Origin of the sequence: Kitasatospora sp. NPDC093550, assembly GCF_044764985.1 — a bacterium.
Taxonomy (GTDB): domain Bacteria; phylum Actinomycetota; class Actinomycetes; order Streptomycetales; family Streptomycetaceae; genus Kitasatospora.
This window is the reverse complement of sequence record NZ_JBIWJF010000014.1, coordinates 205,652-222,169: the sequence shown is the minus strand read 5'-3', so window position 1 is coordinate 222,169 and position 16,518 is coordinate 205,652. Positions and strand designations below refer to the sequence as shown.

Here is a 16,518-nt window from a genome sequence, read left to right as displayed (position 1 = left end):
CTCGGGCGGCGGGGCGCCGCCGCCCGGGACGCCGGGGGCGTCAGTGCCCGGCGGTCAGCCCGTCCAGGTGCGAGAGGTCGTTCCAGATCTCCACCGCCGGGGCGCCGTACTCCCAGGACAGCACGCACAGCGCCGCCGTACCGAGCTTGAACCGCTGGGCGAACTCGGGCGGCAGGCCCAGCCAGCGGGCGGCCAGGATGCGCAGCAGGTGGCCGTGCGCGAACAGCACGACGTCCTGGTCGGCGCAGTGCATCACGGTGGTGTCCGCCTCCGGGACGCCGTGCTCCTGGTGGAGGTCGGCGAGGAGGCCGTCCACGCGGGCGGCCACCTCGGAGAGCTTCTCGCCGCCGGGGACGCCGTCCCGCCAGATCAGCCAGCCGGGGTGGTCGGTGGCCCGGATGTCGACGCCGGTGCGGCCCTCGTACTGGCCGTAGTCCCACTCCATCAGCTCCGGGCGCTCCACCGCGCGGTCGCCGAAGCCGGCCAGCGCGCAGGTCTCCTTGGCGCGGCCGAGCGGGCTGGTGTAGACGAGCGCGTCCGGCAGGCCGTTCCAGGGGGCCTTCGCCAGGCGGGCGCCGAGGGCCCGGGCCATCGCGCGGCCCTCCTCGGTCAGCGGGATGTCGGTGCGGCCGGTGTGACGGCCGGTGGCGGACCACTCGGTCTCGCCGTGGCGGACCAGCACGATTCGGGCGGGCATGGGGGCTCCTCGCGACGGGGCGGCGGCAACGGTCGGTCTCACCATTGAGCACCGGGTTCCATGATCCCCCACCCGGACGGCGGACACGATCGCGGGCCGGGCCGGGCGGCCGGGCCGGCGCCGCCGATCCGGAGGGCACCGGTTCCGGCCACCTGCACGCGCGTCCGGCGGCCGGTCCGCGACCGCGTTGTCGGACCCGGATGCGACACTGGGCCGCACCATGAACGTCTCGACGAACGTCCCGCCCGGCGGGTCGGCGGAGCCGCTCGCCCAGCGGCTCGCCGAGCTGCGCGGACCGGCCCCGCAGCGCAGTCTGAACGCCCGCTCCCTCGCCGCGCTGGCCGCCAATCCGGGCTGCCACCGCCGCGCGGTGCTCGACGCGGCCGGGATCGACAAGTCGGAGCTGGCCGCCCGGCTCGGCCGCCCCGCCCCCTTCGGCCAGTCCCCCTTCGCGATCGCCCGCGGCGTGATCTTCGAGTCGCGGCTGAAGGCGGACGACTACGCGGCACTGCTGGAGCCGCTGCGCCGCCACCTCGACCTCCCGGTGGACGGCCACGCCCCGCTGGAGGTGCCGGACCTGCTGCAGCGCTCCGGCCCGGCCGTCCGCGCCGAACGGACGGCCCAGGCGCTGGCCCGGGCCGCCGCCGACCCCGGGGCCTGGACGCTGCTGGACCACCCGATGCTGCGGCTGGACGTGGCAGGCAGCACCGCCTACCTGGAGCCGGACGCCCTCGTGGTGCACGGCGGGCGGTGCACGGTGGTCGAGATCAAGTCCTTCCCGGTGCTCGACGGCGGCGCGGACCCGGCCAAGGTCGGCGCCGCCGCCCGGCAGGCCGCCGTGTACGTGCTGGCGCTGCAGCAGGCCGCCGCCGCGGCGGCCGGGGTGCCCGTCGGCGAGGACCCGTACACCGAGCAGCGGCTGCCCGGCAGCCCCCGGACGAGCGTGCTGCTGGTCTGCCCGAAGGACTTCGGCAACCAGCCGACGGCGGTCGCCGTCGACGTCCGCCGCGAGCTGGCCACCACCCGCCGCCAGCTGAGCCGGATGACCGGGATCGGGCGGCTGCTGGACGCGCTGCCGGACGGCGCGGGCTTCGACCTGGCCTCCGACGAGGCGGGCGCGCCGGCCCGGACCGCCGAACAGCTGGCCGCCTCGGTCGAGGCGGTGCCCGCCGCGTACAGCCCGGACTGCCTCTCCACCTGCGAACTCGGCTTCCACTGCCGCGCCCGGGCCCGCTGCGACGACCGGGTCGAACAGCTCGGCCGGGGCGTGCGCGGCGAGTTGGGCAGCATCCGGACGGTCACCGGGGCCCTGGCCGCCGCCTCCGGGACGGCCGGCGACGGCAGCGGGGCGGACGGCACCGTCCCGGGCGACCCCGCCGCGGACGACGCCGCCGAGCGGCTGGCCTACGCGGCCGCCCTGCGCGCGGAGGCCCTGGGGACCGCCGCCCTCCGGGGAGCCGCGACGGCCCCGGGAGCCGCGCCGTTCCTCGCGACCACGCCGGTCCTGGAAACCGCGGGAGCCCCGGGAACGACCGCATGAGCCTGCTCACCACCCTGGCCCGGCTGGAGGCCGTCCGCAGCGGCCGGGCCGAGCCGCTGGCCACCGTCCGGCACCGGCACCTGTCCGACCGGCCGATGGTGCTGGTCCCGCTGACCGCGGCCGGCGAGTCCGGCGCTCCGCTGGCCGTGATGATGGGCACCGACCGGGACGCGCCGCGGCTGCACCTGGTGCCGCAGCCGCTCAACCGCACCCTGCGCGCCGACTTCCTGGCCGAGGTGGCCGCCGACCTGCTGCCCTACCTGGAGTCCTTCGCCGAGGACGTCGAGCAGATCGAGGGCTCCGAGAAGGACCCGGAGACGGGCGAGAAGACCCAGGTGTTCCGCGAGCTGTGCACGGACGCCCCGCAGCTGATCGTGCCCAACGGCGCGGGCGTGCGCCACCTCGCCCTGATCGGCCGCTCGACCCGCTTCCGCCGCACCGTCGAGGACGCGGATCCCGGCCCGTACCCGGCGCCGGTCCGGGTGCCGCTGCTCGGCCGGTGGCTGACCCACCTCACCGACCGCGCCCAGGTGCCCGGTTCCAGTCTGCTGCTGCCGATGACGGGCCTGCTGGCCCGGCACTGGGCCACCGGCCAGAGCCACCTGGAGGACCAGCACCTGGCCGCCCAACTGGCCTGGCACCGCCCGCCGCCCGGCCTGACCGGTGCCGAGGCGGCCGAGCTGGCCGAGTCCGCCCGGGACGACGCGGGCCGGCTGCTGCACCCGCCGGCCGGCCCGACCACCGACCCCCGCTTCGACGAGGCCCTGCTCGCCCCGGCGATCGGCCGCTACGACGCCGCCGCGGGCGCCCTGCGGCACAGCGCCGAGCGGGGCGACGAGGCCGCCGCCGAACGCGCCCGGGCGGCCGTGCGGGCGGCGGTCGAAGAGCTGGCGGAGCTGCTGACGGCCGTCCTGCTGCCGACCTGGCGGGACGTCTGGCAGGGCCTGGACCTGCTGCGCACCCTGCCGCCGGCCGGGCACCTGGAGGAGCGTTGGACCGGCGACCGCTGGTCCTACACCGGCCACCGGGACCGCCTGGCGGCCGGAGAGCCGCCGCAGCCCCGGCAGGACGACGCCGTCACCGCCGCCCGCAAGCTCGCCCAGCGCGAGCGCGAGCAGACCCGGCTGGACGTCCAGGAGGCGCTGGACGACCCGCTGGCGATGGCCGAACGCCGGCTGGCCGGCGAGGCGTTCGCCGGTGTGGTGACCGAGGTGGTGCCGGACTGGGACACCACCGGGCGCTCCCCCAAGCCCCGCCCGCTGGTGACCGTGCGCACCGCCGACCGTCCGCACGCGGACCTCGGCCGCGAGGCCCACCGGGTGCACGGCCCTTCGGCGCAGAAGGCCGAGATCGTCGCGGTGGACGCCGCCGGGGGCACCATCACCCTGCGGGTGCTGTCCGGCATGGGCCGCAAGAAGGAACCGGAGCCGGGCAGCCTGCCCGAGCCCGGCGAGGCGGTCACCTTCGCCCTGTTCGAGTTGACGGTCCGCCAGTCCGCGCCGCTGCCGGAGCCGGACGACACCCCGTGGACGCACGGCGGCCCGCCCGGTGCCGCGCCCGTACCCGCGCCGTCCGCCTCCGAGGAGTGGGAGTGATGACCGCAACGTCGCCCGAGCCGGCCCCCGCGCCCGGCCCGGGAGCCGCCGCCGACGCCGCCGTGGCCGGGATCCTGGCGGCGACCGTCCGCCCGCCGGCCGGCGCCCCGCGCGGCGTGGTGGTGGACTCCCCGCCCGGCGCCGGGAAGTCGACGCTCGTGGTGCGGGCCGCCCGCGAGCTGGTCCGGGCCGGCGAGCGGCTGATGATCGTCGCCCAGACCAACGGCCAGGTGGACGACCTGGTCGGCCGGCTGGCCGAGAAGGCACCGGACCTGACGATCGGCCGGCTGCACGCCGCGGACTCCCGGCCCGGTCCGGACGTGCTGAAGCACGCCAATGTGACGCCCTCCGACAAGGTCGCCGAGCTGGTCGAGCACGACGTGGTGATCTCCACCTCGGCCAAGTGGCAGTGGGTGCGGGCCGAGGCGCCGTGGCGGCACGCGATCGTCGACGAGGCGTACCAGATGCGCTCGGACGCCCTGCTCGCGGTGGCCCGGCTGTTCGAGCGGGCGCTGTTCGTCGGCGACCCGGGCCAGCTGGACCCGTTCACCGTGGTCGGCACCGAGCAGTGGGCCGGGCTGTCGTACGACCCGTCCAGCAGCGCCGTGGTCACCCTGCTGGCGCACAACCCGCAGATCGAGCCGCATCGGCTGCCGGTCTCCTGGCGGCTGCCCGCCAGCGCGGCGCCGCTGATCTCCCGCGCCTTCTACCCGTACACGCCGTTCCGCTCCGGTACCGGGCCGGACGACCGCCGGCTGACCGCCGCCGTCCGCCCCGACGGCTCGGCCCTGGACGCGGCGATCGACCGGGCCGCCGAGCACGGCTGGGCATTGCTGGAGCTGCCCGCCCGGCACACCGTACGGACCGACCCGCAGGCCGTGGCGGCGGTCGCGGCCACCGTCCGCCGACTGCTGGAGCGCGGGCTGACGGCGCGGTCCGAGCAGGGCGAGGCGCCGCTCACCGCGGACCGGATCGCCGTCGGCACCGCCCACCGCGACCAGGCGGCGGCGGTGCGCGCGGCCCTGCTCAAGGCGGGCGTCCCGGTGGACGGCACGGCCGGGCCGGCCGTCACGGTGGACACCGCCAACCGGCTGCAGGGCCGCGAGTACGACGTCACCGTGGTGCTGCACCCGCTCTCCGGCCGCCCCGACGCGACCGCCTTCCACCTGGAGACCGGCCGGCTCTGCGTGCTCGCCTCCCGCCACCGGCACGCCTGCATCGTGGTGGCCCGGGCCGGGATCGCCGAGCTGCTGGACGAGCACCCGGCCACCGAGCCGGTGCAGTTGGGCGTCCCGGTGGCCTTCCCGGACGGCTGGGAGGCGAACCACCAGGTACTGGAGCACCTGAGCGGCCACCGGGTCCACCTGCGGTAGCCGCCGGGCGCTCAGTCCTCGGTCTCGCAGACGGCGAAGGCCGTGATGCGGGTGTGGTCGGCCTGCGCGTACCAGCCGGTCGCGTCCGGGGACGGGCCGTTGTGGGTCACGGTGTCGTTCGCCCCGGCCGGCAGCTGGTACCCGCCGCCGGTCAGGTGGGTGCCGCCCGGGCAGGTCGCCTTCGACGGGCCGCCCGGGACGCTCACCGGGCCCTGCACCACCACCGCCGTCTCGGCGGCGGACGCGGCCGGGGCCGTCACGAGCAGCAGCGGCAGGGCGAGGACGAGGGCCGGCAGGGCCTGGCGGACACGCATGGGGTTCTCCTTCGGTGCGGCGGACGGACACCGGGACAACCGGTTCGCATGCGATCCGGATGTGCGGCGCACGAAGCACGCCCCCGGCGCGCACCGGGGAATAGCGCCCGCACGCGCACCGTTCCGTTACCCGGCCCCGCCGCGAGACAATGGACGACGGCCACAACCCGGGCGGCGCAGCCCGGAGCAGCTCTGCCCGCCCCACCGAGACCCCGGAGGTGTCCGTCCATGCCCGACTCCCCTGCAGAGTCGACCGAGCCCACCAGGCGTCTGCGTCCGGCGCAGCTGCTGTTCGAGCCGCAGTCCGCCGAACCGGAGCCGGAACGATTCTTCGACCTGGAGTCGATCGAGGACCCGGCGGAGCTGCTGCGCCGCTCCACCGAGCTGGCCCTGGCCTTCCGGGCCGCCGCCGAGCGGGCCACCGACTTCCAGGCGGTCGCCGCCGCCCAGCTCGCCGACCCGCGCCGGTTCGACGCGCTGTCCGACGCCGACGTCGCCGTACGGGCGGACTGGACCCCGGACTACGCCGCCAAGATGATCGAGTACGGCCGCACCCTGCTCCAGCCGCGCCGCCACGAGGACTGATCCACGGGCCCCCGGCATATGCCAGCGGCGGAGGGTACGCGATGCCCCGCCGCCCTGTCCGGCAAACGGCGCTTTCCGCCCTGCCGGGGGCGCGCACGGCGCACGCTGCTGTGCGTGGACATCTGGACGCATCAGTCGGTGGAGTACGTCAGCGTGGCCGGGGAGGCCTGGCTCGCCTCCGCCAGCGAGTACCCGCGCAGCATGCGGGCCCTCTGGGAGGCCCGCCCGTGGGCGCCCTCGGTACTGCCCTGCGGGCGCGCCTTCGACGTGATCAGCATGCCGGCCCTGTTCGGCCGCCGGGTGCTGGACGAACTGTGGGCCTCCGGCCCGGGCTGCGGTCCGGTCGCGAGCCACCGGGGGCGGACCCTGCTGTTCGTCCAGCCCGGCGCGGCGCCCCGGCTCCGCCGACTGCTGGCCTGGGAGGAGTGGGCCCGGGACGTGCCGCCGCTGCTGTGCCACGGCAAGGGCGACACGGTGACCGTCCCGCCGCTGCAGCGGATGGTGAACAGCCCGGACTCCCCCGGCCAGGGCGCCGGCCGGTGGATCGTCGCCCCCGAGGAGCGGGAGCCGTGGCTGCCCGGCGCCTCGGTGGTGCTGTGGGCCTGCGTCCGGGCGGCGCGGGAGCCCGGCGCGGCGGTGCCCGTCGGCACGGCCGTCGTGACCGGAGGGTGAACGCGGGGCGACCGGTATTCGATTTTGGCCCGGACGCACGGCGCTGCTAGAGTCTTCTCTGTCAGCAGGCGCCGCTAGCTCAGTTGGTTAGAGCAGCTGACTCTTAATCAGCGGGTCCGGGGTTCGAGTCCCTGGCGGCGCACAGACAGCCGGAAGGCCCCTTGCGAGAGCGAGGGGCCTTCCGGCGTTTCCGGCTCCGGCTCCGGCTCCGGCGGCAGAGCGGCGGGCCGCCCGCCGGAGCGGACGGCCCGACCGGGGCTCAGCGGCCGCGCAGCGCGCGGTAGCGGGCGACCAGCTCGGCGGTGGAGCTGTCCAGCTGCTCGGCGCCCTCACCGGTGAGCAGCACCGGCTCGATCCGCTTGGCGAGCACCTTGCCCAGCTCGACGCCCCACTGGTCGAAGGAGTCGATGTTCCAGATCGCGCCCTGGACGAACACCTTGTGCTCGTAGAGCGCGACCAGCTGGCCGAGCACCGACGGGGTCAGCTCGCCGGCCAGGATCGTGGTGGTCGGGTGGTTGCCCCGGAAGGTCTTGTGCGGGACGAGTTCGGCGGGCACGCCCTCGGCCGCGACCTCCTCCGGGGTCTTGCCGAAGGCCAGCGCCTGGGTCTGGGCGAAGAAGTTGGCCAGCAGCAGGTCGTGCTGGGCGACCAGGCCCGGGGCCAGGTCGGCGACCGGCTTCGCGAAGCCGATGAAGTCGGCCGGGATCACCTTGGTGCCCTGGTGCAGCAGCTGGTAGTAGGCGTGCTGGCCGTTGGTGCCGGGGGTGCCCCAGACCACCGGGCCGGTCTGCCAGTCCACCGGGGTGCCGTCCCTGGTCACCGACTTGCCGTTGGACTCCATGTCCAGCTGCTGCAGGTAGGCGGTGAACTTGGACAGGTAGTGGGAGTACGGCAGCACCGCGTGCGCCTGGGCGTCGAAGAACGCGCCGTACCAGACGCCCAGCAGGCCGAGCAGCAGCGGGACGTTCTGCTCCGCCGGGGCGGTGCGGAAGTGCTCGTCGACCAGGTGGAAGCCGTCCAGCATCTCGCGGAAGGCGTCCGGACCGATGGCGATCATCAGCGAGAGGCCGATCGCCGAGTCGTAGGAGTAGCGGCCGCCGACCCAGTCCCAGAACTCGAACATGTTGGCGGTGTCGATGCCGAAGTCCTGCACGCCCTCGGCGTTGGTGGACAGCGCGACGAAGTGCTTGGCCACCGCCTCGGTGCCGGCGCCGAGGCCGCCGAGCAGCCAGTCGCGGGCGGAGACCGCGTTGGTGATGGTCTCGATGGTGGTGAAGGTCTTCGAGGCGACGATGAACAGCGTCTCGGCCGGGTCCAGGTCGCGGACCGCCTCGTGCAGGTCCGCACCGTCCACGTTGGAGACGAAGCGGACGTCGAGGTCGCGCTTGGTGAACGAGCGGAGCACCTCGTAGGCCATCGCGGGGCCGAGGTCGGAGCCGCCGATGCCGATGTTGACGACGGTGCGGATCGGCTTGCCGGTGTGGCCCCGCCACTCACCGCTGCGGACCTTCTCGGAGAAGGCGGCCATCTTGTCGAGGACGGCGTGCACGGCGGGCACCACGTTCTCGCCGTCGACCTCGATCACGGCGCCGCGCGGGGCGCGCAGGGCGGTGTGCAGGACGGCGCGGTGCTCGGTGTTGTTGATCTTCTCGCCGCGGAACATGGCGTCCCGCAGCGCGGCGACGCCGGTGGCGGCGGCGAGTTCGCGCAGCAGCTCCAGCGTCTCGTCGGTGACCAGGTGCTTGGCGTAGTCCACGTGCAGGTCGCCGACCTCCAGGGTGAGGCGGCGGCCGCGCTCCGGATCGGCGGCGAACAGCTCGCGCAGGTGGGTGTCGCCCAGCTCGGCCCGGTGCTTGGCCAGGGCGGCCCACTGCGGGGTGCGGTCCAGCGGGGTGCGGGCGTCGGCGCGGGTCTCCGACATCGGTGGGTCCTCGATTCATCTGGGTGCAGAAACCGGCAGGGCCAGGCGTGGGACCCGGCGATGAGGGTCCGTGCGAGGTCGTGCGGGTACGGGTGGTGCGCCGACTCCGTTGACGGCCTGCCCGGGTTCAGCCTATGCAACCCCGGGGGTGGTCGCGCACATTCCGCCCGGTCACCGCTGTCGGGCCGTCATTTCCGTTCCGACCGCAGGTCGAGCCCGCGCAGCACCTGGTCGACCAGCTCCGGGTCGGCGCCGAGCTCGCTGCGGGCGACGAGCATCTCGCGGCGGGAGGCGGCGATCATCTCCTGCTCGACCTCCCGGGCGGCCCGCCACTGGGCCAGCCGCAGCTTGGCCTCGGCGGCCTCCTCCTCGGCGTAGTTCTCCGGGCAGAGCCGGGCCAGCCGGTCGTGCTGACGGTCCCGCAGGCGGTCGGCGACCTCGGCCGGCAGCCGGTCCTGCTCCTCCAGCTCGCCGAGCCGGGTGAGTCCGGCCTTGGCGGCCCGCCACCAGAGCTGACGGACGGCCTGCTCGTGCCGGTCCTGGTCGATGTCCAGCCGCAGCCGCTTGGCCAGCCAGGGCAGGGTCAGGCCCTGCACCAGGAGGGTGAAGAGCACCACGCTGAAGGCGATGAAGACCAGCCGCCCGCGCTCGGGGAAGTCCTCGCCGGAGTGCAGGGTGAGCGGGATGGCGAGCGCGAGGGCGACGGTGGCCACGCCGCGCATGCCGGACCACCACAGGACCACGCTCTCCTTCCAGCTGAACGGGGTGTCCTCCTCGTCGCCGCTGCGCAGCCGGCGCGACACCCAGCCGGCCGGCAGCAGCCAGAGCAGCCGGACCACCACGACGACGGCGATCACCACCGCGGCGTCCCCGAGGAAGCCCGTCCAGCCGCGGCCGGCCTCCTTGAGCACGGTGGCCAGCTCCAGGCCGATCAGGCCGAAGGCGACCCCGGTGATGAGGATCTCGACCACCTCCCAGAAGGCGTTGCCGACCAGCCGGTAGGAGACGGCGTCGGCGTCGGAGGCCCGCTCGGCGAGGTAGAGCGCGCAGACCACGACGGCGAGCACGCCGGAGCCGTGGATCTCCTCGGCGATGGTGTAGGCGGCGAAGGGCACCAGCAGGTTGAGCGCGACCTGCTGGGTCGGGTCGTCCAGGCGCTCGGCGAGCTTGGCGTTGACCCAGCCGAGCACCACGCCGACGACCACGGCCAGCACCGCGGACAGCACGAAGCGCAGCACCGCGTGGTCGATCGAGAAGTCGCCGCTGACCACGGCCTCGATGGCCAGCGAGTAGATGACGATCGCGGTGACGTCGTTGAAGAGGCCCTCGCTCTCCAGGATCGACACCAGGCGGCGGGGCAGGCCGACACTGCCGGCCACCGCGACGGCCGCGACCGGGTCGGGCGGGGAGACCAGCGCGCCGACCGCGATCGCGGCGGCGAGCGGCAGGGCGGGCAGCAGCCAGTGCACCGTACTGGCCACCGCGACGGTGGTGACCACCACCAGGGCGACGGCCAGCAGCAGGATCGAGCGGATGTTGGCCTTGAAGTAGCGCACCGAGGAGCGCCGGGCGACCGCGAAGATCAGTGGCGGCAGCACCAGCGGGAGGATCAGCTCGGGCTCGATGGTGACGTCCGGGATCTGCGGGACGAGGGCCATGACGATGCCGAGCAGGGTCATCAGGACCGGTTGCGGCACGCCCGTCCTGCGCCCGAGCGGCATGGTGACCACGGAGGCGAGCAGCACCAGGAAGAACAGGGGCAGCTGGCCCACGGGGAGGTTCCTCTCGTACGGCGGACGGCTGAGCGCCGCCCAGGATAAATCTGACAATGCACCCATCAGTGAAGACACACCGCACGGGCACTTGACCTCAAGCGCACTTCAGCTCCGAGGATCGGGACCAGCCGACGGGAGCCGTCGAGCGGGGAGTCCGGGCCGCAGCGGCCCGAGAGGGGCGGGAGCGGTCATGAAGGCGGTCACCGTGACGGGGTCCGGCGGTCCCGAGGTCCTGCGGGTCACCGAGGTGCCGGATCCGGAGCCGGGCCCGGGCGAGGTGCGGGTGCGGGTGTACGCCGCCGGGGTGCAGCCGGTGGACCTCGCGATCCGGGAGGGGTTCCGGCCGCCGGGGGTGGTGGCCGAGCCGCCGTTCGTCCTCGGCAACGAGTTCGCCGGGGTGGTGGACCGGCTCGGCCCGGACAGCGGGGAGTGGGCGGTCGGCGACGAGGTGATCGGCTTCCGGCTGCTGAACAGCCAGGCCGAGCTGGTCACCGTGGCCGCCGCCCAGCTGGTGGCCAAGCCGGCCGGGATGCCCTGGGAGCAGGCCGGCTCGCTGTCCGCCTCGGGCCAGACCGCCCACGCGGCGCTCACCCTGCTCGGGGTCGGCCCCGGCGACACCGTGCTGGTGCACGGAGCCTCGGGCGGGGTCGGCACGGTGGCCGTCCAGCTGGCCCGGGCCCGGGGCGCCGCCGTGATCGGCACCGCGAGCGAGCGCAACCACGCCTAGCTGCGCGAGCTGGGCGCGGTGCCGGTGGCGTACGGGGAGGGGCTGGTCGAGCGGGTCCGGGCGGTGGCGCCGCGGGGGGTGACCGCGGCCTTCGACGCCGCCGGGCGGGGCGCGCTGGAGGCCTCGGTCGAGCTGGTCGCCGACCGGGACCGGATCGGCACCGTGGTCGACTACCCGGCGGCCGAGCGGCTCGGCGTCCGGGGGCTGCGGGCACCGCGCACAGCCGCCCGGCTGACAGAGCTGGTCCGGCTGTGGGAGGCGGGCGGACTGCGGCTGGAGGTCGCCGAGGCCCTGCCGCTGGGGAGGGTCGCCGAGGCCCACCGGCTGGTCGGCGGCGGGCACGTCCGGGGCAAGGTGGTGCTGACCGCCTGAGCGGACCGGGGCCGTCCGGGCCGATTGTGTGTTTCGGCCGCTGACCAGGTAATGTTCTCCACGTCAGCAGGCGCCGCTAGCTCAGTTGGTTAGAGCAGCTGACTCTTAATCAGCGGGTCCGGGGTTCGAGTCCCTGGCGGCGCACAGACAGCCGGAAGGCCCTTCGCGAGAGCGGGGGGCCTTCCGGCGTTTCGCCGTACTCCCCCGGCGGCCGCGCGTGGCGCCCGCGAGCGGTGGCAGGAAAGGTGGGAAGCAGGTCATTGCTGCCACCCCGGCCCGCTGGGAGGCTGGCCGCATGAGAGCGCGCAGCGTGCTGGTCCTCCTCTACGAGGGCGTGCAGAGCCTGGACGTGACCGGCCCCGTGGAGGTGTTCACGGGGGCGGGCCGCGCCTCCGGGCGGCCGGACGCCTACCGGGTGGTCACCGCCTCGCCGGGCGGGGAGCCGGTGCGCAGCTCCAGCGGGTTGCGGCTGCTGCCGGACGCGGACCTGGCCGAGGTCGGGCCGGTGCACACCCTGCTGGTGCCCGGCGGCGTGATCCCCGGCACGGAGCGCACCGAGCGTCCGGACGGCGCGCTGGTCGAGCGGGTCCGGGAGCTGGCCGGGCGGGCCGAGCGGGTGGTGTCGGTGTGCACCGGCGCCTTCCTGCTCGCCGAGGCCGGGCTGCTGGCCGGGCGCCGGGCGACCACGCACTGGGCGTACTGCGAGGAGCTGGCCCGGCGGTTCCCGGAGGTCGAGGTGGACCCCGATCCGATCCACGTCCGGGACGGCCGCATCGCCACCTCCGCCGGGGTCACCGCCGGGATCGACCTGGCGCTGGCCCTGGTCGAGGAGGACCTCGGGCGGGAGACCGCCCTGCTGATCGCCCGTCACCTGGTGGTCTTCCTGCGCCGGCCGGGCAACCAGGCCCAGTTCAGCACCCAGCTGGCCGCCCAGGTGGCCGCCCGGCCGCCGCTGCGCGAGCTGCAGCGGTGGATCGCCGAGCACCCGGAGGCCGACCTGTCGGTCGAGGCGTTGGCCCGCCGCTCGGCGCTGTCCCCGCGGCACTTCGCCCGCGCCTTCGCCGCCGAGGTCGGGGTCACCCCTGGCCGGTACGTGGACGGGGTCCGGCTGGAGGCCGCCCGGCGGCTGCTGGAGGACACCGACGACGGCATCGAGGAGATCGCGCGCTCCTGCGGCTACGGCACCCCGGAGGCGATGCGGCGCGCCTTCGTCCGGGCCCTGGCCGCCCCGCCCGCCGAGTACCGCCGCCGCTTCCACCCGAGTCACGACGGAGGACACTGATGCGCGTCGCCATCCTGCTGTACGACGACTTCACCGCCCTGGACGCGGTCGGCCCCTACGAGGTGCTGTCCCGGATCCCCGGCGCCGAGGTGGTGTTCACCGCCGCCCGGCGCGGGCCGGTGCGCACCGACATGAGGAGCCTCGCGCTCACCGCGGACGCCGCGCTGGATGAGGTGGACGCCGCCGACGTGCTGCTGGTGCCCGGCGGGCCCGGGACGGAGGCCCGGCTGACGGACCCGGCGGTGCTGGAGTGGGTACGCGCGGTGGACGCCACCACCACCTGGACCACCTCCGTCTGCTCCGGCTCGCTGGTCCTGGCCGCCGCCGGGCTGCTCGCGGGACGCCGGGCCACCTCGCACTGGTGCTGCCTGGACCGGCTCCCGACGTTCGGGGCGGAGCCCACGGGGACGGAGCGGATCGTGGTCGACGGGAAGTACGCGACCGCGGCCGGCGTCTCGGCCGGGATCGACCTCGCGCTCTCGCTCACCGGCCGACTGGCCGGGGACGCGGCCGCGGAGGCGATCCAGCTGGTCATCGAGTACGACCCGCAACCGCCGTACTCGATGGGTTCGACGGCCACGGCCCCGCCCGAGCTGGTCGCCGAACTGCTGTCGAACCGGCTGCTGCTGCGCTGACGCGCACCCGCGGGGCCGGGCCCGGTCAGCGGCCGGGCCGGCCTCCGCGCACCGGCGGGAAGCCGTGGCGGCGGGCGGCGGTGACCACCGCGAGGGCGGGGAGCAGCAGGGCGAGGACCGTCCAGGGCAGGGCGCGGGTGCCGAGGGCGCTCAGGACGAGGCCGCCGAGCACCCCGCCGCCCGCCATCGCGAGGTTCCACAGGGTCACCAGCACGGCCTGGGCGGCGTCCGCCCGCTCCCCGCCGGCGTCGCCGAGGGCGGTCTGCAGCAGGGTCGGGGCGCCGCCCCAGCCGAGGCCCCAGAGCAGCGCCGCGAGGTACACCAGCGGCGCGTTGCCGGACGACACCGCGAGGATGCCCGCCGTCAGCGCGACCAGCAGCGCGCCGCCGATCGTCAACTGCCGCAGCCGACGGTGGATGTGGGCTCCGGTGAGCCAGATGCTCGCCATCGACGCCAGGCCGAAGACCAGCAGCACGCCGCCGGTGGCGCCGCCGAGGCCGGCCCGGTCGAGCAGGGGCGCGATGTAGGTGAACAGGACGGTGTGCGCGAGCACGTAGAGGACGGTCGCGGTGAGCACCGGCCGTACGCCGGGCACGGTGAGCGCGTGCCGGACCGGGACCCGCTCGCCCCGCGGCTGCCCGGGCTGCTCGGGCAGCGTCGCCGTGATCCAGCCGACCACGCCGACCGCCAGGGCCGTCATGGCCAGGAAGGGCACCCACCAGGCGAGCATCCGGCCGAGGAAGCTGCCGATCGGCACCCCGAGCGCCAGCGCCACCGGGACGCCGGCCATCGCGACGGCCATCGCCCGGCCCTGCTGCTCGACCGGCACCAGCCGACGGGCGTACCCGGCCAGCAGTGCCCAGGCGAGGCCGGCCGCGACGCCCGCGAGGAAGCGGGCGGCCAGGGTGAGCGGGTAGTCGCCGGAGACCGCGGTCACCGTGTTGGCGAGGGCGAAGCCGCCCATCGCGGTGAGCAGCAGCCGCTTGCGGCCCGCGCCGGCGGTGGCCGCGGTGAGCGGGATCGCGGTGACGGCGGAGCCGATCGCGTAGACGGTGACGGTCTGCCCGGCCGCCGACTCGCTGACGCCGAGGGACTCGCCCATGCCGGGCAGCACCCCGGCGGGCAGGTTCTCGGTGAGCGCGGTGACGAAGACGGCGGTGGCCAGGGCGAGCAGGGAGGGGAGCGGGAAGGGCCGGTGGGGTGCCGGGGTGCGGAGTCGTGTGGTCGCCATGGGGACCATGCTTGGACCTCACACGGGTGTCAGGTTCAAGCACGGTCCCGGGGCGTCCGGTCAGCGGCCGAAGTAGCCGTCGAAGTTCCTGGAGAACTCCTGGCCGCCGAACCGGTCCCAGTTGATCGACCAGGTCATCAGCCCCCGCAGGTTCGGCTGGGCTCCCGAACGCGGCACGTACGCCCCGCAGTTGGTCAGCTTGGTGAGGCAGTCCAGCGCCTTGTCCACCTCGGCGGGGGCGACGTAGCCGTTGCCCGCGTTGGTGGTGGCCGGCATGCCGATGGCGACCTTCGAGGCGGGCAGCGGCGGGAACACGTTGTTCGTGTTGCCCGCCACCGGGAAGCCCTTGAGCAGCAGGTCGGTCATCGCGACGTGGAAGTCGGCGCCGCCCATCGCGTGGTACTGGTTGTCCAGGCCCAGGACGGAGCCCGAGTTGTAGTCCTGGACGTGCAGCAGGGTGAGGTCGTCGCGCAGCGCGTGGATGACCGGCAGGTACGCCCCGGCGCGCGGGTCCTGGCCGCCCCAGGGGCCGGATCCGTAGTACTGGTAGCCGAGTTGGACGAAGAAGGTCTCCGGCGCCATGGTCAGCACGAAGCCCGGGCCATACTTGGCCTTGAGGGTCTTCAGCGCGGAGATCAGGTTGACGACGACCGGGCTGGTCGGGTTCTTGAAGTCGGTGTCGCCGGCGTTCAGGGACAGCGAGTGGCCTTCGAAGTCGATGTCCAGGCCGTCCAGGCCCCACGTGTCGATGATCGCCGAGACCGAGCTGACGAAGGCGTCCCGGGCGGCGGTGGTGGTCAGTTGGACCTGGCCGTTCTGGCCGCCGATCGAGATCAGCACCTTCTTGCCCCGGGCGCGCTTGGCCGCGACGGCCGCCTTGAAGTCGGCGTCGGACTCGACCGTCGGGCACTCGGTGACCGGACAGCGGTTGAAGCGGATGTCGCCGGAGGTGACGGAGGTGGGCTCGCCGAAGGAGAGGTCGATGAAGTCCCAGGAGTCGGGGACGTCGGCCATCCGGGTGTAGCCGGCGCCGTTCGCGAAGCTCGCGTGCAGGTAGCCGACCAGGGCGTGACTGCCGGCGGGCGGGCTGGTCGGGGTCCCGGTGGGGCTCGCGGTCGGGGAGGCGGTGGCGGTCGGGGAGGCGGTGGCGGTCGGGGAGGCGGTGGCGGTCGGCGTCGGCGTGGGCGTGGGGCTGGGGGCGCCCGGGCCGTCCAGCGAGACGTCGTCCGCGTAGTAGGTGCCCTGGCCGTACCAGCCGTGGGTGTAGACCGTGGCGCTGGTCTGGGTGGCGCCGGTGGTGAAGCTGAGGCTGAGCTTCTGGTACGAGCCGCCGGTGCCGGGCGTCCAGGTGCTGGGGCCGCCGCCGTCGACGCCCAGGTAGACGTACGAACCCTGGACCCAGGCGCTGAGCGTGTAGGTGGTGCCGGGGGCGACGGCCACGGTCTGGGCGCACTGGGCGGTGTCGCTCGCCGTGGCGGCGCCGGCCAGCGCGCGGCTGCCGGAGTGCGCCGGGGCGGTGACGACGCTGCCGGTGCCGCCGGTGCAGCTCCAGGGTCCGAGCGAGCCGGACTCGAAGCCGCCGTTGACCAGGAACTCGCCCGCCGAGGCGGAGGGGGCGAGGCCCAGGGTGACGCCGACCAGGGTGGCGGCGGCGACGGCGGAGGCGGTGCCGGCGGCGAGGCCGTTTCTGAGGTTTCTGCGCATGCGGGGGCTCCTGCGACGGCGCGGTCGTGGGGGACGTCCGAGGGCACGCCGGAGCACGGGCCAGTGGGGGTGAACGGCCCGGCCTGGCACCCTGG

The 16,518-nt window shown here is 75.1% G+C and carries 15 protein-coding genes and 2 tRNA genes; 11 read left to right on the top strand and 6 right to left on the bottom strand.

Going from position 1 to position 16,518, the window contains the following annotated elements; all coding sequences use genetic code 11:
• Nucleotides 1-40: 40 nt before the first annotated feature.
• A complete protein-coding gene (locus ACIRD3_RS23570) occupies nucleotides 41-697 on the bottom strand; it encodes a histidine phosphatase family protein (protein WP_402219909.1) in 657 nt (218 codons plus the stop codon).
• A 220-nt stretch (nucleotides 698-917) separates the two neighbouring features.
• Here ACIRD3_RS23570 and ACIRD3_RS23565 point away from each other — a divergent pair, with 220 nt between their 5' ends.
• From ACIRD3_RS23565 to ACIRD3_RS23555, 3 genes are read left to right on the top strand one after another with little or no spacing between them, the layout of a single operon-like run.
• On the top strand, nucleotides 918-2,237 hold the full coding sequence (locus ACIRD3_RS23565; RefSeq protein WP_402219906.1) for a hypothetical protein: 1,320 nt from the start codon (nucleotides 918-920) through the stop codon (nucleotides 2,235-2,237).
• Complete coding sequence (locus ACIRD3_RS23560) at nucleotides 2,234-3,832, top strand: hypothetical protein (protein ID WP_402219903.1); 1,599 nt, start codon at nucleotides 2,234-2,236, stop codon at nucleotides 3,830-3,832. Before ACIRD3_RS23565 ends, ACIRD3_RS23560 begins: the two co-directional genes overlap by 4 nt.
• Nucleotides 3,832-5,205, top strand: coding sequence for an AAA family ATPase (locus tag ACIRD3_RS23555; protein WP_402219900.1), 1,374 nt, complete (start codon nucleotides 3,832-3,834; stop codon nucleotides 5,203-5,205). Before ACIRD3_RS23560 ends, ACIRD3_RS23555 begins: the two co-directional genes overlap by 1 nt.
• Nucleotides 5,206-5,216: 11 nt before the next feature.
• Here ACIRD3_RS23555 and ACIRD3_RS23550 read toward each other — a convergent pair whose 3' ends face one another.
• Nucleotides 5,217-5,519, bottom strand: coding sequence for a hypothetical protein (locus ACIRD3_RS23550; RefSeq protein ID WP_402219897.1), 303 nt, complete (start codon nucleotides 5,517-5,519; stop codon nucleotides 5,217-5,219).
• A gap of 228 nt (nucleotides 5,520-5,747) precedes the next feature.
• On the opposite strand from ACIRD3_RS23550, the gene ACIRD3_RS23545 reads away from it, so the two are divergent.
• From ACIRD3_RS23545 to ACIRD3_RS23535, 3 genes are all read left to right on the top strand, one after another.
• Nucleotides 5,748-6,104 carry a hypothetical protein gene (locus tag ACIRD3_RS23545; RefSeq protein ID WP_402219894.1) on the top strand — a complete coding sequence of 119 codons (357 nt, stop codon included), beginning with the start codon at nucleotides 5,748-5,750 and terminating at the stop codon, nucleotides 6,102-6,104.
• Nucleotides 6,105-6,218: 114 nt separating this feature from the next.
• A complete protein-coding gene (locus ACIRD3_RS23540; RefSeq protein ID WP_402219892.1) occupies nucleotides 6,219-6,776 on the top strand; it encodes a bifunctional DNA primase/polymerase in 558 nt (185 codons plus the stop codon).
• Between the two features lie 68 nt (nucleotides 6,777-6,844).
• Nucleotides 6,845-6,918 (top strand) — tRNA-Lys (locus ACIRD3_RS23535).
• Between the two features lie 117 nt (nucleotides 6,919-7,035).
• Here ACIRD3_RS23535 and pgi read toward each other — a convergent pair.
• Together pgi and ACIRD3_RS23525 are read right to left on the bottom strand one after the other, a co-directional pair.
• Nucleotides 7,036-8,697 (bottom strand): glucose-6-phosphate isomerase, encoded by a 1,662-nt coding sequence (gene pgi, locus ACIRD3_RS23530; RefSeq protein WP_402219889.1) that lies wholly within the window; start codon nucleotides 8,695-8,697, stop codon nucleotides 7,036-7,038.
• A 188-nt stretch (nucleotides 8,698-8,885) separates the two neighbouring features.
• On the bottom strand, nucleotides 8,886-10,469 hold the full coding sequence (locus tag ACIRD3_RS23525) for a Na+/H+ antiporter (RefSeq protein WP_402219886.1): 1,584 nt from the start codon (nucleotides 10,467-10,469) through the stop codon (nucleotides 8,886-8,888).
• 193 nt (nucleotides 10,470-10,662) lie between these two features.
• Here ACIRD3_RS23525 and ACIRD3_RS23520 point away from each other — a divergent pair, with 193 nt between their 5' ends.
• The 5 genes from ACIRD3_RS23520 to ACIRD3_RS23500 all read left to right on the top strand — a co-directional run bounded on the left by ACIRD3_RS23520 (nucleotide 10,663) and on the right by ACIRD3_RS23500 (nucleotide 13,488).
• Nucleotides 10,663-11,199 (top strand): NADP-dependent oxidoreductase, encoded by a 537-nt coding sequence (locus ACIRD3_RS23520; RefSeq protein ID WP_402219884.1) that lies wholly within the window; start codon nucleotides 10,663-10,665, stop codon nucleotides 11,197-11,199.
• A 24-nt stretch (nucleotides 11,200-11,223) separates the two neighbouring features.
• Nucleotides 11,224-11,571, top strand: coding sequence for a zinc-binding dehydrogenase (locus ACIRD3_RS23515; RefSeq protein WP_402219883.1), 348 nt, complete (start codon nucleotides 11,224-11,226; stop codon nucleotides 11,569-11,571).
• Between the two features lie 70 nt (nucleotides 11,572-11,641).
• A tRNA-Lys gene (locus tag ACIRD3_RS23510) sits at nucleotides 11,642-11,715 on the top strand.
• Between the two features lie 151 nt (nucleotides 11,716-11,866).
• Entirely contained in the window at nucleotides 11,867-12,853 is a 987-nt protein-coding gene (locus ACIRD3_RS23505; RefSeq protein ID WP_402219880.1) for a GlxA family transcriptional regulator, read from the top strand.
• A complete protein-coding gene (locus ACIRD3_RS23500; RefSeq protein WP_402219877.1) occupies nucleotides 12,853-13,488 on the top strand; it encodes a DJ-1/PfpI family protein in 636 nt (211 codons plus the stop codon). Before ACIRD3_RS23505 ends, ACIRD3_RS23500 begins: the two co-directional genes overlap by 1 nt.
• Nucleotides 13,489-13,513: 25 nt before the next feature.
• On the opposite strand, the gene ACIRD3_RS23495 is transcribed toward ACIRD3_RS23500, so the two are convergent.
• On the bottom strand, nucleotides 13,514-14,719 hold the full coding sequence (locus tag ACIRD3_RS23495) for an MFS transporter (protein ID WP_402219874.1): 1,206 nt from the start codon (nucleotides 14,717-14,719) through the stop codon (nucleotides 13,514-13,516).
• Nucleotides 14,720-14,779: 60 nt separating this feature from the next.
• Nucleotides 14,780-16,423, bottom strand: a complete 1,644-nt coding sequence (locus ACIRD3_RS23490; protein ID WP_402219871.1) for a chitinase — start codon at nucleotides 16,421-16,423, stop codon at nucleotides 14,780-14,782.
• Nucleotides 16,424-16,518 lie beyond the last annotated feature (95 nt).